This is a genomic window from Pseudomonas sp. (assembly GCF_036404235.1).
In the GTDB taxonomy this organism is placed as follows: domain Bacteria; phylum Pseudomonadota; class Gammaproteobacteria; order Pseudomonadales; family Pseudomonadaceae; genus Aquipseudomonas.
In genome coordinates this window covers 123,751-138,791 of record NZ_DASWOT010000119.1, presented here as the reverse complement: position 1 = coordinate 138,791, position 15,041 = coordinate 123,751, and the positions used below count along the sequence as shown (strand labels likewise).

General features: G+C 60.2%; 10 protein-coding genes. All 10 read left to right on the top strand.

Annotated features, from left to right (window positions below; all coding sequences use genetic code 11):
- Nucleotides 1-13: 13 nt before the first annotated feature.
- Complete coding sequence (locus VGC62_RS15445) at nucleotides 14-3,079, top strand: virulence factor SrfB (protein ID WP_331187947.1); 3,066 nt, start codon at nucleotides 14-16, stop codon at nucleotides 3,077-3,079.
- Nucleotides 3,076-5,784 carry a putative virulence factor gene (locus tag VGC62_RS15440; protein ID WP_331187946.1) on the top strand — a complete coding sequence of 903 codons (2,709 nt, stop codon included), beginning with the start codon at nucleotides 3,076-3,078 and terminating at the stop codon, nucleotides 5,782-5,784. The genes VGC62_RS15445 and VGC62_RS15440 overlap by 4 nt, the downstream gene beginning before the upstream one ends.
- Before the next feature lie 3 nt (nucleotides 5,785-5,787).
- On the top strand, nucleotides 5,788-6,834 hold the full coding sequence (locus tag VGC62_RS15435; RefSeq protein ID WP_331187945.1) for a hypothetical protein: 1,047 nt from the start codon (nucleotides 5,788-5,790) through the stop codon (nucleotides 6,832-6,834).
- 59 nt (nucleotides 6,835-6,893) lie between these two features.
- Nucleotides 6,894-8,831 carry a vWA domain-containing protein gene (locus VGC62_RS15430; protein ID WP_331187965.1) on the top strand — a complete coding sequence of 646 codons (1,938 nt, stop codon included), beginning with the start codon at nucleotides 6,894-6,896 and terminating at the stop codon, nucleotides 8,829-8,831.
- Nucleotides 8,832-8,849: 18 nt separating this feature from the next.
- The gene (locus VGC62_RS15425; protein ID WP_331187944.1) at nucleotides 8,850-9,548 is read left to right on the top strand and encodes an ABC transporter ATP-binding protein; all 699 of its coding nucleotides are present in this window, start codon (nucleotides 8,850-8,852) and stop codon (nucleotides 9,546-9,548) included.
- The gene (locus VGC62_RS15420) at nucleotides 9,532-10,755 is read left to right on the top strand and encodes an ABC transporter permease (protein ID WP_331187943.1); all 1,224 of its coding nucleotides are present in this window, start codon (nucleotides 9,532-9,534) and stop codon (nucleotides 10,753-10,755) included. Before VGC62_RS15425 ends, VGC62_RS15420 begins: the two co-directional genes overlap by 17 nt.
- A gap of 85 nt (nucleotides 10,756-10,840) precedes the next feature.
- Nucleotides 10,841-12,292 (top strand): SUMF1/EgtB/PvdO family nonheme iron enzyme, encoded by a 1,452-nt coding sequence (locus tag VGC62_RS15415; RefSeq protein WP_414705808.1) that lies wholly within the window; start codon nucleotides 10,841-10,843, stop codon nucleotides 12,290-12,292.
- Nucleotides 12,293-12,322: 30 nt separating this feature from the next.
- Nucleotides 12,323-13,048: a hypothetical protein gene (locus VGC62_RS15410; protein ID WP_331187941.1), complete on the top strand. Its 726-nt coding sequence runs from the start codon at nucleotides 12,323-12,325 to the stop codon at nucleotides 13,046-13,048.
- A 10-nt stretch (nucleotides 13,049-13,058) separates the two neighbouring features.
- Complete coding sequence (locus VGC62_RS15405; protein WP_331187964.1) at nucleotides 13,059-13,562, top strand: hypothetical protein; 504 nt, start codon at nucleotides 13,059-13,061, stop codon at nucleotides 13,560-13,562.
- A gap of 53 nt (nucleotides 13,563-13,615) precedes the next feature.
- Complete coding sequence (locus VGC62_RS15400; RefSeq protein ID WP_331187940.1) at nucleotides 13,616-15,028, top strand: hypothetical protein; 1,413 nt, start codon at nucleotides 13,616-13,618, stop codon at nucleotides 15,026-15,028.
- Nucleotides 15,029-15,041 lie beyond the last annotated feature (13 nt).

Genomic DNA, 15,041 nt, shown 5'->3' with positions numbered 1-15,041 from the left:
GGAAGACCCTGACATGCTGCCTGAAGTCACTCAATTCGAAGATACCGTTTCCCTGGTCAGCGACACCGGTGTTCAGTTCCTGGATTTCGCCCTGCGCCTGGACCCGCGCAAAGAACCGGCGGGTGAATTTGCGCCGATGACCAGCGGGCTGATCTGTCGGCTGCTTTACAACGAGGAAAAGGATTTCTTCTTCTATGAGCCCGAGCCTGAAAAGATCGAGAAAGCCAAGCCGGTCTTCAGCATCGACATGCGCAGCAGCCTGGAGCTGCTGGACGGTCTTTGGTTGCCGCTGCCATTTTTTCGCTTCATGCCGCCGCACCGCTTCGACGAGGGCCCGACCAACTGGGCGCGCATGCGCATCGTCAAGCTGGCTGCGCCCGACATCGACGGCAACAGCCATCGATTGACCCTGGCCTTCGACAGCCGGGTGATGCGCAAACGTGACGGCACGGCCTATCTTGCACCCAACGAAGAAGACATCAGCTCCGGCGTGTCTTTCAAGCTGGCGAGCAAGGCACGGGAAACACGCTGGTTCCTGGCTCAAGGCTGGGTCAACGAGTGGTTGCTGGAGGTCTTCAACGAGGGCAATCCGAACCGCTCACGCGAAGAGCTGGACATCGACATCCGCGCCGGGCACCACCTGGCGCACTACCTGAATGTCCTGAACCTGCTCAGCGGCCCGGCACAGGCCCGTCAGCAAGACCCAAAAGCCCGCGTGGAGATCCCCGAACTCAAGGTGGTTGCCAACGACAGCAAAAGCCTGGTCAAGCCCATTCCGGTGGACCTTGTGCTGGATGTCGGCAACTCGCGAACCTGCGGCATCCTGATCGAGAACCACGGTCAGGCGGGCTCCGGCCTAAAGCAAAACTACGTGCTGGAATTGCGCGACCTCATCACCCCGGAGCACACCTACAGCCAGCCTTTCGAAAGCCGCGTGGAGTTTTCCCAGGCCTACTTCGGCAAAGACCATTGCTCGGTCAAAAGCGGACGCCATGATGCCTTCCAGTGGGCGACCATTGCGCGGGTCGGCAGCGAGGCCAGCCGTTTGGCGAGCCGCCGTCGAGGCACCGAAGGCTCGACCGGGTTGTCCAGCCCGAAACGTTACCTGTGGGATGAAAACGCCTATGGCCACGGCTGGCGTTTCAACTGCTCGTACATCAAAACCGATAACGAGCCGTACGCCACCGCCGCACCGTTTTCGCACCTGATCAACGAAACCGGCGAAGCGCTTTATACGCTGGATGAAGACGACCGCTTGCCGGTGTTCATGCCACGCTATTCGCGCAGTTCGTTGATGACCTTCATGCTCGCCGAAGTCCTCGCTCAGGCGCTTTCGCAAATCAACAGCCCGGCGCAACGTTCGCGCCAAGGCCACACCCGCGTGCCGCGCCAGCTCAACAGCATCACGCTGACTGTACCGCCCGGCATGCCGCAGGCCGAGCGCAGTATTCTCAACGAGCGTTTGCAGCAAGCCATCGGCCTGGTCTGGAAAAGCATGGGTTGGCACAGTGGCGAAGAAGACCCTCAGAGCGATGAGCTCCACCCGCCCAGCACGCCAATGCCCAGCATCCGCGTCGAGTGGGACGAAGCCTCCTGCGGCCAGCTCGTGTACCTGTACACCGAGGTCAACGAGAATTTCGCCGGGCACCCAGAAGAGTTCTTCGACACCATCGCGCGTCCGGACAAAACCGACCGCGAGCGCATCACCCTGGCGACCATCGACATCGGCGGTGGCACCACTGACCTGGTGATCACCGACTATCGCCTGGATCGCGCGGGCAATTCCGGCAGCGGCAGCAACGTGCATATCGTGCCCGAGCAGCGCTTTCGAGACGGCTTCAAAGTCGCGGGCGATGACATCCTGCTCGATGTGATTCAGGATTTTGTGCTCCCAAGCTTTGAAAAAGCCCTGCTCAACGCCGGGGTCAAATCCCCTGGCTCGCTGATGTCGCGCCTGTGCGGCGATGAGTCAGTCAGCGCGCAAGACCTGATCCTGCGCCAGCAACTAAACCTGCAAGTGTTCACGCCGCTGGGCCTGGCACTGCTCAAGGCGTACGAGCAATACGATCCGGAAACTCCGGTGGCTGTTTCAGTCCACAGTTACCGGGATTTACTGGGCGACCATGCGATCAGCCAGACCGTGCTCGAATACGTCAACAGCGCCGTGCGCCGAGACGTCGGCGTGCAAAGTACGTTCGACCTGTTCGATGCGCCGATCAGTTTCGATCTACAAAAACTGCATGCGGCATTCCTCAACGACCAGATCAACATCACCAAAATTCTGGGCGCGTTGTGCGAAGTGATCTTCCACTACCCGTGCGACGTGCTGCTGCTGACCGGGCGCCCTTCGCGCCTGCCGGGTGTGCAAGCGTTCATTCGCAAGATGCTGCCGCTGCCACCCGGGCGCATCTTGCCGCTGCAAAACTACCGCACCGGCGGCTGGTATCCGTTTCACAAAAGCGGCCTGATCGACGACCCGAAAAGCACCGCCTCGGTGGGCGCCATGCTGTGCCTGCTGTGTGCGAACCACAGCGTGCCGAATTTCTATTTCCGCTCTTCGGCGCTCAAGCCTTATTCGACGGTCAAGCACATTGGTGTGATCGACCTGAACAACGTGATCAAGGACGCCGACGTGTTGTATCGCGACATCCAGTCACAGGACGGCAAGATTCAACTGCCGCAGGTGGGCGTGGGTGATGACGCAGACACCCCTCAACTGGAAATGCGCGGCGATCTGCGCCTGGGTTTCCGTCAATTAGCCGCAGAGCGCTGGGCCGCGTCGCCGCTGTACACGCTACGCTTCACGCCAGCAGGCCGTGACAAGTTCTCAAGGGCCGTGGGCTCTGACAATCAAGCGCCCCTGCTCAAGGTACGATTCGAAGTGAAGGCTCCCGACAAACACACCAAAAAGCACGGGTTGGTGAGCGACAGATTGTCGGTGGCAGGCATCGAATCCAACAGCAACAACGTTAATTTCAACCCGCGCAGCGACCTGGAGCTGGAGCTCAATACCATGCTCGACGCAGGCCTGAGCGAGACCAAGTATTGGCTCGACAGTGGAAGCGTGAAACGCAAATGAGCGACCTGACCCCACAACAAACCGAGCTGTCGGCCAACTGGGCCGCAGTACACGAAGGTGCCGGCCAGGCGCTGCAATGGATCAGCCAGACACGCGGCAATGCGCCGCGCCTGGACGGCGAAGCCGACAACCTGAACTTGCGCCTGCACCGCGCACGCAACCTGGCCAGCAGCCTGGGCCGCGTCGCCTGCACGCCCATGACCATCGGCTTTTTCGGCCTGTCGCAGGCCGGCAAGTCGTACCTGATTTCAGCGTTGGCCGCAGGTGATAACGGCAAGCTGGAAACCCGATTCGGCGACAAGACGCTGGACTTCATCGCCCACATCAACCCGGTGGGCGGCGGCAAGGAAGCGACCGGGCTGGTCACGCGCTTCAGCCGCGGCGCCTTGCCAAGCCCCGATCCGGCGTTCCCGGTGGAGCTCAAGCTGTTCAGCGAAATCGAGATTGCCAAGATCCTCGCCAACGCCTGGTTCAAGGACTTCGATCTTGAGCACATTGATTACGACATCGACGAAGCACGCATCCAGCGGATTCTCAAAGCCGTCGAGGGCCGCGAAAGCTCGGTGGAGGTGCCCGGCGTCAGCGCCGACGACGTGGTTTCGCTCTGGGATTACCTGAACGACAACTTCAAAGGCTCGGTCAAAAAACTGCAGCACTTGTATTGGCCCCACGCATTACGCCTCGCGCCACGCTTGAGCATCCAGCAACGCGGCGAACTGTTTTCGATCCTCTGGGGCGAGCAGCCAGCATTAACCCGCGTCTATGAAAAACTCAGCAGTGCGCTGGCCAAGCTGGGCCATGCCAGCACTGTTTTCGCCCCGCTCAGCGCGCTGGTCAGCCCGGATGGCAATGGCCAATACAGCCAGACCGACAGCATCATGAACGTCGACATCCTTAACCGCTTCGACACCAGCGCCGACCTGTCGATTGACGTTCGCCCCCAGCGTGACGGCCAACTCGGCGCCAGCGCATCGATTACCGTGGCGCAGCTCGCGGCATTGACCACCGAGATGACCTTTTGCCTGATCAATGAGCCTCAGGACAAGGTCGTCAACGAAGTCGACTTGCTGGACTTCCCCGGCTATCGCGGGCGGATGAAGCTGCGCGAGCTGAAAGACTCAAGCGGCGCCGACGGCAACATGGTGTCGCAACTGCTGTTGCGCGGCAAAGTCGCTTACTTGTTCGAACGCTATACCGATTGCCAGGAAATGAACGCGCTGGTGGTCTGCACAGCATCGGACAAACAAAGCGATGTGAGCGACGTCGGCCCGGTGCTGACCCGCTGGATCGAGAAAACCCAAGGTATCGACGCACAAGATCGCGCCAAACGCAGCGGCATCGGCCTGATTTGGGCGCTGACCATGCTCGATAAGCGCATCTCCGGCGCATTGAGCACGCCGGAGAACATGCTTGATGCGGCGTGGGAAGGCATGATCAAGCTGACCATGATCGAGCGCTTTGGTACGTTCAACTGGATGACGGACTGGGCAGGCAAACCTTTCCACAACACCTATCTGGTGCGCAAACCGCGCATGGAAACGCCCTTTATCGAGCTCGAAGACGGCGATGAGTTGCGCATCCTGGAGCGCTCGCAGGGACGTATTGATCTGCTGGGCCAGACCTTCGCGGCCAACGAACTGGTGATCAAACACGTCAACCAGCCCGCACAGGCGTGGTCGGCGCTGCTGCAAATCAACGACGGCGGTATCAAGCGCTTCAGCCAGAGTTTCAATGGCGTGGCCAATACCGAGTTCAAACTGTCGCGAATTCGCGAACAGTTGAGCGAATGCCTCGACGACCTCACCACCCACGGCTTGAGCAGTTGGTATCAGTCCGATGGCGACGGTGCCATGGCCGCCAAACGTGCCCAGGCGCAACTGATCCTGCAACAAGTGGGCAAGAATCAGGCAATCGCCGGCGAGTTGATCGACCACCTACAACTGCCCAGCGATGGTGTGCGCGACCTTTACCTGAGCGGCATCTACGAGGACGACAGCGCACCCGCCGCCGATGATGTCGCAGACGAACCCCAGCCCACCAGTTTGTATGGCAACAGTGGCGGCTTTGATTTTGCCGATTTCGGCGCCGAACCGAGCGCCGATGACAGCGCCGCGCCGAGCCCTCAGGCATCGGCGGCGGCGCCGGAACTGCAAGGCAGCGATCATCGTTTCGCAAAAGCGGTGTTCAATGCCTGGATCGCTCATCTGCGCGATCTGGCCAACCGGCAGAATTTGCTCAATCTGCTGGGCCTGAGCAAACCGGTGATCGAAGCCGTGGCCGATGAGTTGATCACTGCCGGTTACCGACAGGATCTACCGGGGCAACTGGCAAAGGCCGTGTTGAAGCGCGCCCAGAGCGGTGCCCGTCGCGACCAATTGGTTGAGCGTCAGGTGCTGGAAGTGCAACTGGTGCTGCGCGATTTCGTGTCCTGGTTCGGCTTCATTCAGACGCCGTTGGCGCAACGGCCGAAAAGCCTGGTGGGCAGCAAGGATCACCTGTTCGCCTTTTATCGTGATGTGGAGCACGGCCAGGTGCCGATCCTCCCACCACAACCGGCCAATCAGGCGAAGTTGTTCTTTGGCGATTGGCTGTCCGGGCTGGCAGCCCTGACATTGGCTAACGCGGGGCACAGCGCAGGCCGGGAAATAACCTCCGAACAGAACGAACGGCTGGGCCATGTGCTCGCCGCTTTGAAAGCGAGATAAGCAATGCCCATTCGAGTTGACCTGCTGGCCCTGGAGCCAAGCGTACTGGGCCAGGCCTGCCTGACGGTAAAAAAATGGCAAGGCGCCCATGAGCGTCTGGAGTTTTCTATCCAGCGCAATCAGGACGGCTTTTACCTGCAGGACCACAAGCAATGGAGCAGTAATCCCTTCTGGTTCAAGGTGCCGCATTTCAGCGAAGGCGCCAGCGGTGAAGCACTGGAAACCCTGGTCGGGCCTGACGTGGTCGACCCGCTGCTCGAAGGCAGTGCCAGCTCCAACTTCCAGATCGAGCTGCGCGAGCAAAGCCTGAACTTCAGCGACCGTGGCGTGGTGCGGCCGGGTGCCGGTTTGCTCGCTTCCAGCGCAGGCGGCGAAACCCGTGGCATCTACGGCGGCGCTGATCTGGCCACGCCAACAGTGCCAAGCGAGCCGCTGGAAATACCGGATGTGCCGTTGCTCGACCTGCCAACAGCAGACGTTGTCGAACCGGAGCCTGAACCTGAACCGATCAACTCAGAATCCAGCGAGCGCCTCGTGCAGCCTGAGCGGCGAAAAGGGGGCAACAAGCTCGTGCCGGTCATCATCGGTCTGTTGGTGTTGATTCTCGCCGCTGCGGCTGTGTGGTTTTTCCTCCTGAAAAAACCCGAAGCCCCGGTCCCCCCAACACCCACGCCCACGCCCAACGTCGAACCTGCTGCGGGCGCGGCCGCCTGCACACTGGAAAGCATGAACAGCCAGCCTGAGCTTGCCTTCGTGCAAGCCTGTATCAAGCAAGCACCGGCCAGCGCCGAGCTGTTGAAAATCATCGAGACCGCCAAGACCAGCAAGCATTGCGGCGTCGCTCAGCGTCTGTACGCCAACCGCTCGCAAGCGGGCGACGTGCTGATCGCCACAGCGTATGCGCACGAGTACGATCCGAAATTCCATCAGCCAAGCGAATGCTTCGCCGAACCGGACAAAGCCACCGCCGCTTACTGGTACGAAACCATTCTCGCCCTTGAGCCCAACAACGTTGAAGCCAAGCAACGCTACGAGGAGCTCAAACCGTGAGGGGGTTCAATCGCAGCTTGGCCTCCATTGCGCTGCTGACTATCTGCGCGGTCGGCCCAATGGCCCACGCGGACGACAAACCGCTGATTCAGGCGGGCAAGAAAACCTTGTTTCAGCGCGTGCTGACAACGCCGGGTTGCCAACTGAGTTCCACTGCGGGCGCAAAGGATGGCGTCGCACAGCCGACTTTCAGCCGCTTTTACGTCTATGAGCGCGCCCAGGCGGCCAATACCGAATGGCTGAAAGTCGGCCCGGACAGTTTCGGCAAAACCATTGGCTGGCTGCCTTCAACGTGTACTGTTGAGTGGAAGATGCAGCTCACGCTGGCGTTCACCAACCCGGCAAACCGCGACCGGCTGCTGTTCTTCAAGGAGCGTCCGACACTGGAAGGCATCCTTGATGCGCCCGATCCAGTGAGCAAGGTCGCGCCGTTGCGCGCCAAGCTCAAGCAAGGCGCTCAAGCGCCGGGGGTGCTGGCGCAGGAGCCTGAATACTTCGTCGACATGCAGAAGCAGTTCTACCTGTTGCCCGTGCTGAGCGGCGAAGAAGTCATGACCGAGGCAGGCTTTCGCACGCGCATTCTCAATGTCGCATCCGTGAGCAAGGCCGATGAGAAAACCGCTCAGGCCGCCGCTTCAGCCGGTGCTGCCAACAATGCAGCCGGCACGGCCAATGCCAATGCCAATGCCACCAGCCAGTTGAAGGAATTCAGCGCGGCCGTGGTGTTCGTGATCGACTCGACCATCTCGATGGACCCGTACATCGACCGTACCCGCGAAGCGATTCGCAAGGTCTACCAGCAGATCGAGAAAGAGAACCTGGGCAAGCAGGTGAAATTCGGCCTGGTCGCCTTCCGTTCCAGCACCAAGGCGGTGCCGGGGTTGGAATACGTCAGCAAGATGTACGCCGACCCCAATCAAGTACAGGACAGTACCGACTTTCTCGCCAAGGTCGCCGACCTCAAGCAGGCCAAGGTCTCCAGCGGCGCATTCGACGAAGACGCCTACGCGGGCGTCATGCACAGCATCGACAAGGTCGACTGGAGCCAGTTCGGCGCCCGCTATGTGGTCTTGATCACTGACGCTGGTGCGCTGGACGGCACCGACAAACTGTCCAATACCGGGCTCAACGCCGATCAAGTTCGTCTTGAAGCGGCCAACCCTGGCGTCGCTATTTACACCTTGCACCTGAAAACCCCGGCAGGTGCCAAGGATCACGCCAAGGCTGAAGAGCAGTACCGCAACCTGTCGACCTACCCCGGCACCAACACCTCGTTGTACTACCCGGTCAACGCCGGTGACGTGCAGGAATTTGGTCGCAAGGTCGATGCCCTCGCCGCCGCCATCACCTCGCAGGTCAAGGCCGCCTATATGGGCGATGAGGCGATTGGCAGCGCAGCCAACGCCAAGCAGGACCCCGCCGAGAAAAAGATGCTGGAGGACGCGGCCTTGATCGGCCACGCGATGCAACTGGCTTATCTGGGTGAAAAAACCGGCAGTCAGGCGCCGCCGGTGTTCCAGGCCTGGATCACTGACCGTGACCTGATCAAGCAGAACATCCCCACCACCGACGTGCGTGTGCTGCTGACCAAGTCCCAACTCAGCGACCTGAGCGACGTGATGAAGCAGATTCTCGACGCCGCCAACGAAGGTTTGATCTCGCCCACGGACATGTTCGAGAAGCTGCGCTCAGTGGCCGCCACCATGGGCGCCGATCCTAACCAGCTCAAACAGAACAACAACGCCAAGGTCGCCGATTTGGGCGTACTGGGTGAATACCTCGAAGACCTGCCGTATCACAGCGAAGTGCTCAACCTGGACGAAGAAACCTGGAAGAGCTGGGACGGGTTGGCGCAGGAAAAATTCATCCGCAACCTGAGCACCAAGCTTCGGCATTACCAGCGTTACAACGCCGATGTCGACCGCTGGGTAGCGTTGGCCAAAGACAGCGACGCACGGGATAACGTCTATCCGGTGCCTCTTGAAATGATGCCGTAACGAGAGCAGCCCATCGAAATGCTCGATATTCAGGACCTGCTTGTGCAACGCGGAGACGGCGCGCAAGCGCACCGCGTCCGCCTGCCGAACCTGCAGATCGGCGCCGGAGAAATCCTCGCCATCACAGGTGAAAGCGGCTGTGGCAAAAGCACGTTGCTGGAGGCCATCGGCTTGCTGTTGGCGCCCAAAGAGCTGGCGCATTTTCGGCTGGGGCGTGAAGCGCTGGACATCGGTCGGATGCTGGCCGCCGATGATCAGGCCGCGCTGACGCAGGTACGTTCCCGGGATTTGGGTTTCATTCTGCAAAGTGGCGGGCTGCTGCCATTTCTCAAAGTGCGCGACAACATCAGCCTGCCGCGCCGCTTGCTGGGCATGAGTGAACACAGCCCACACGTGGAGCGGGCGATCAGCGCTTTGCGCCTGGAAGGGCTGCTCGACAAACTGCCACAAGCGTTATCGATTGGTGAGCGGCAACGGGTCGCCTGCGTACGCGCCATCGCCCATGAACCTCAGTTGCTGCTGGCCGACGAGCCTACCGCTGCGCTCGACCCGCACAGCGCCCATCGTTTGTTTGAGCTGCTGCTGAGTCTGGTGGCGGATCTGGGCCTGAGCGCGCTGGTGGTTTCCCACGACTGGGCGCTGGTCCGGGATTTTGGGCTCAAGCGTCTGGGGGCCATCAGCCACGAAGGGGAGACGCGCTTTGAAGCGATGGATTGATCGCCTGCGCCTGCTCGGGAAACTGGCAGTCGAAGACCTCTGGCACGACCGAAAAGTCTCGTTCTGCATCGCGGCGTCTTTGGTGGCGGTAATCGCGCCCCTGTTGCTGCTGTTCGGGCTTAAACACGGTGTCGTCAGCCAATTGCAGGATGAACTGCTGCGCGACCCGCGCAACCTCGAAGTGAAGATGCTCAGCAGTGGCAATTTTGATGACGCCTGGATACAGCGCCTGCAACAGGTCCCCGAAACAGGTTTTGCCATTGGCCAGACACGCTCGCTGAATACCCAGGCCGACCTGTTGATCGGCATGCAGCGGTTTGTCGAAAACGCTGAAATCCTTCCGACTCAAGCGGGCGACCCACTGTTGAACACGCCACTCAGCGCCCTTCAGGGCAATGATGTGATTCTCAGCGCGATGGCCGCGCAACGCTTGCAGGCCAAAGCCGGTGACAGCGTGCGGCTGCGGGCCATGCGGCGCCTGGAGGGCGTCAGTGAGCGCGGCGAAATCAACCTGAACGTCGTGGCGGTTCTGGACGCCGCACGCTTCGGTCGCGCCGCTGGCTTTATTGCGCCTGCGCTGTTGCTGTCGCTGGAGCATTTTCGCGACGGCTATCAGGTTCCGGCGTTTGGCATAGACACCGGCAAGCCGTTGGGCACTCTGCAACCGCTGTACGCCCGTGCGCGCATTTATGCCCGCGACATCGACAGCGTCGCGCCGCTGGAGCACTGGCTCACCGCGCAGAACATTCAAACAACGAGTCGGCTGGCCGATATCGACAATGTGAAAGCAATCAACCGCGTCCTGGGTCTGATTTTCGGGGTCATTGCCGCTGCCGCATTGACCGGCTGCATTGCTTCGTTGGTCGGTGCATTCCTGGCCAATATCGATCGCAAACGCAAGAGCCTGGCGGTGCTGCGCCTGTTGGGTTTCAGCAGCCCGGCGGTCGCCGGTTTCGTGATTCTGCAAGCCACCGTTTTGAGCCTGATCGGCTACGCGGGCGGGCTGGCGTTTTACTTGGTTGGCAGCCAACTGTTCGACCGGCTGCTCGGCAGCAGCCAGGGCACTGGCGCCTTCATCTGTCACATCACCCTTTGGCACGGGCTGGCCGCGTTACTGCTGTCCCTTTTTGTGGCCGTGCTGGTGGCCCTCATCGGCGCTGTGCGCGCCATCAGCATCCAACCCGCGGAGAGTCTGCGTGAACTTTAAACGTATCGCCTTGCTGCTGCCTTTAACCCTGGCCCCCTGGCTGGACGCGTCAGCAGCCGCCTGGGAAGAGAAGCAATTCAACCCCATGCCGGACAAGGAAGACGTGATTCTGCCCATGCCCTGTGAAGGGTCGATGGTGTTTCGCAAGGTGTTCATCCCGCTTGCCGGGCCCCTGGACGACTTCCCGGTCAAGGTCGGCCAGGATGGCGCCGAATACGGCTACGTGGAGCAGACACGTCCAGCCTTTATCGCCGGCAGTTTTACCGGCGCCAAAAGCGATAAATCCCGTTATTACCTGATGGCCAAGTATGAGCTGACGCAGCTGCAATACCGCGCCCTGACTGACGAAACCTGCCCAACGCCGTCCAACAAGCTGCGCCTGCCGCAGGTGTCCGTCAGTTGGATGGACGCCATGCAGGCGTCGGACAAATACAACTTATGGCTGCGCAAAAATGCCGCCGACAAACTGCCCAAAGAGGACGGTTCCGAAGGTTTTGTACGCCTGCCGACCGAAGTGGAGTGGGAGTTCGCCGCGCGTGGCGGGGTTGATGTCAGCGCGGCAGAATTCCGTGATACCCGCTACCCGATGCCGGAAAACCTCAACGCCTACGAATGGTTCGCCGGGTCACAGTCCTCAAACGGCCAGTTGCAGCTCAGTGGCTTGCTCAAGCCCAACCCACTTGGCCTTCACGACATGCTCGGCAATGCCGACGAAATGATGTTCGAGCCCTTCCGGCTGAACAAACTCGACCGCCAGCACGGCCAGGCCGGTGGCTATGTGGTGCGGGGCGGTAATTTCCTGACCGCACAGGCCGAGATCCGCACCTCGCTGCGCCAGGAAGACCCGTACTACAACGCCGACGGCCAGATGAAGAGCAAGACCACAGGCTTTCGCCTGGCGATGGTCTCGCAAACCCTGACCTCGCGCGACCGCGTGAAGGCCATCGAGAGCAGTTGGAAAACCCTTGGCACTGGCAGTCAGGAACCTGATCAGGGCGAAGGCAAAGGGGCCGTTCAGACCCTCAATAATCTGGCGTCCACGGTTGACGACAAAGCGCTCAAAGAGAAACTTCAAGCACTGGAAAGCCAGTTACGGGCGGCCAATCAGCAGCAAGAAGAAAACCGTGACCAAGCGATTCGCGCCAGTCTGAATCTGGGCGCATTCCTCTGCACCAAGATGCTCGACGACGGGCAATACCTGGACTTCATGCAGCAGAACTACACCGTCACCTGCGAGGGCTCTGATAAAGATTCAACCTGCGACAAGCGCAAAGCCAAGCTCGACGAACAGCAAATCAGGGTTCACAAACTGGGGCTTTATTACGCCAGCAGCCTGGTGGAATCCGCGTCGCTGTATGGCCAGCCGTTGCTGGAAAAGCAGGTGCCTGTGATGGACGAAATCATGGACCGCAACAAACAACTACAGTCCCTCAAGCCGTACCTGAAAACGCATTGGGCCAACCAGAAAGTCTTTTTGCAAAAACAAAAAATCGATGCCGACGCCTGGTTGGCGGCTTGCAAAGCCGTCAAGCCATAACCCAAACAGCACACCTCAAGGAGCAACACCATGATTCAATACCTGCGTTTTCATTCCAGGCTGCTGATCAGCTTCGTCGTGGCAGGTAGCATTCTGCTGACCGGTTGCGCGTCCACCGGCAGCAGCCTGACCGGCAACTCGCCGGACCCGCGTCTGACTCAAGGTTCCTCTGCCGAATTCTTCAGCAAGTCGGGCTATCAGGCCTGTGCCGTAGCTGCCGGGGCTGGCGTGCTGGCCTGCGCGCTGTCCAACTCAAGTAACAAAGCCGCGTGCGCCGTTGTGGCCGGTGTTGCGGCGTGTGGTGTGGCGATGGGTGCGAACTACTATCTGGATCAACGTCGCGCCCAGTACTCCAATACCACCGAACGTTTGCAGGTCATGACCAAGGACGTTCAGGCCGATACCGACAAAGTGGTCGCCCGTACCGCCATCGCGCAGCAGGTGATCAACGACGACCAGCAAAACATCGCCCAGATCAAGCGTGACATCGCCAGCAAGAAGCTCGACAAGGCCAAGGCCCAGACCGACATTGCCAGCATCGACGAGAACATCACCTACCTGCGCAAAGAGCTGGGCAACATGCGCAACAAAGTCACCGAATACACCAAGGTTGCGGACGCCGAACGCGCTCAAGGCAACAGCGCCGAGCTCAAGCAGGTCGATATCAACATCCTGAAGATGAACGAGAAGGTCGCCGCGCTGCAAAAAGAAGTCGACGGTCTGTACAGCCAACGCTCTGCAATCACTCTGGGTTGATCTCATGAACATGACCGCTCGCCTGTTTCTTTGCCTGGGAGGCGCGTTGGCCCTTTCGGGCTGCGCCACCGCGCCCGGCTCCTGCGACGCCACCAATCGTGACGTGAGCATGATCACCAAGATGAACTGCGACTACACCGGTGGTTACAGCGATCAAGTACGCAGCAACGAGAAAGCCTTGACCGACGCGCAAAATGAAAACGCGATGTTCAAGCGGGTCTACGACAACATCGCGGCCGAGCAAGCCTCAACCCGCAAGGACCTGCAATCGCAGCAGCAAGCCCAGGCGACATTGAATCAATCGCTGGGGCAATTGCTGTCTACGCTCAAGACGCGCCATGCCAACAAGGCTGGCGTGCAAAAGCAGATCAACGCACTCCAGAGCCAACTGCAGGCCGCGCAAAGCCAGCCAGCCACCAGCAATCCGGCGCAACTGGCGGCCAAGCAGGAAGAGCTCAAGACCTTGCAAAAAAAGGTCAGTAAGTTGCAACTGAGCCTCGGCTACGACGAGTAAGCCAAACGAGTGCCCCGTGAGGGGCGCCTGAGACTTTTCAAGGGATAAATGCCATGCAGCGGGTCATCAGGGACGCCAGCACGCCTCCAGGCGAAATGACCACACTCGACGCCAAGGTCGAGATCATTCGTAAACACTTCCCACCCAATATCGCCAGCCTTTACGCCATCCCGCGTGAAGGCAGCGGTGGCGTGCTCGAATGGTGGACAGACCTGGGTGGCCAGGCCACGCCTTTCAGCACCCTGAGCGAAGATCAGCAGCGGCAATTGCTGGACACCTACCATCGACGCCAGCAGTCGTTGGAGCAGTTGGCGGATGAACTGCAAAACAGGGGCCAGCCAGACGCTGCCAGCGAGCTGCGCAGCCTGATCGGCGAGCCCGAACCTGAGCAGCTTTACAGCCTGAACGGTGAGCCGCTGGTGGTCCGCTGGCAATCGCTCAAACCTAAACCCAAACCCGTGCCGCCGATTGCCCCGGCGGCGGCCGCCGTCGCTCCTGCCGTGGTACGCCGTCGTCTCTGGCCCTGGCTGTTGCTGGCGTTACTACTCTTGCTATTGGCCTTTTTGCTGTGGTGGTTCTGGCGCACCCCCGAGGCGCAGCCCGTGCCTGTCGTGCCTGAGCCTGTGCCGCAAGTGATCGCACCGCCAGCGCCCAAGCCTGAGCCCATTCCCGAGCCAGCCCCGGTGCCCGTACCGGAGCCCGAGCCTGAGCCAGAACCAATACCGGAGCCAGCACCGCCTCCACCTCCACCTGTTCCCGAACCGGCACCTAAACCGGTGCCAAAGCCCAAACCTGAGAAGGTCTGCCCTAAACCGCTGGATGCCGCATTGCCGCCGCAGTTCGTCGTGGTGCTGGACACCTCGGGGTCAATGAACCTGAACGTCAAGACCTCCCCCCGGGACGATGAATGGTACGCCACGGTAGGCGCCAATCTTGACCCGCGCGATCCACGAGTGGCGCCGATGCTGGTCAGCCCGACGCGGCTTGAAGTGGCGAAAGACTCGCTGGCGAAGATGATCAACAACCTGCAACCGGAAATCGACACGCGCTTCATGGCGTTCCAGGGCTGCGGAAAAGTGGTCGATTACGGGGTGTTTCCAACACCTAAACGAACACAGCTAATCAAGGGCATCTACGGTTTACGCGCCGACTACGGGACACCGCTGGCTGAAAGCCTGGCCCAAGCGGCCTCACGAGTGGATGGCCGCAATCGCGATGCGTTCATCGTCATGTACATCGACGGTGAAGATAACTGTCAGCAAGACGCCTGTGCGGTATCGCGACGCATCGCTCAAAACCAACCACGCCTGAAGGTCAACGTGGTGAATATCGGCGAAAACAGCCTCTCCAACTGCATGGCTGAAAATACCGGTGGTCGCGTTTACGTAAGCCGCGATGCCGTCAAGCTCAAAGAGATGCTGCAACAGGCTTCCAAGGAGGTCTCGAAAACGCCGGGCTGTCCTTGAGCCAGAGGCTGCG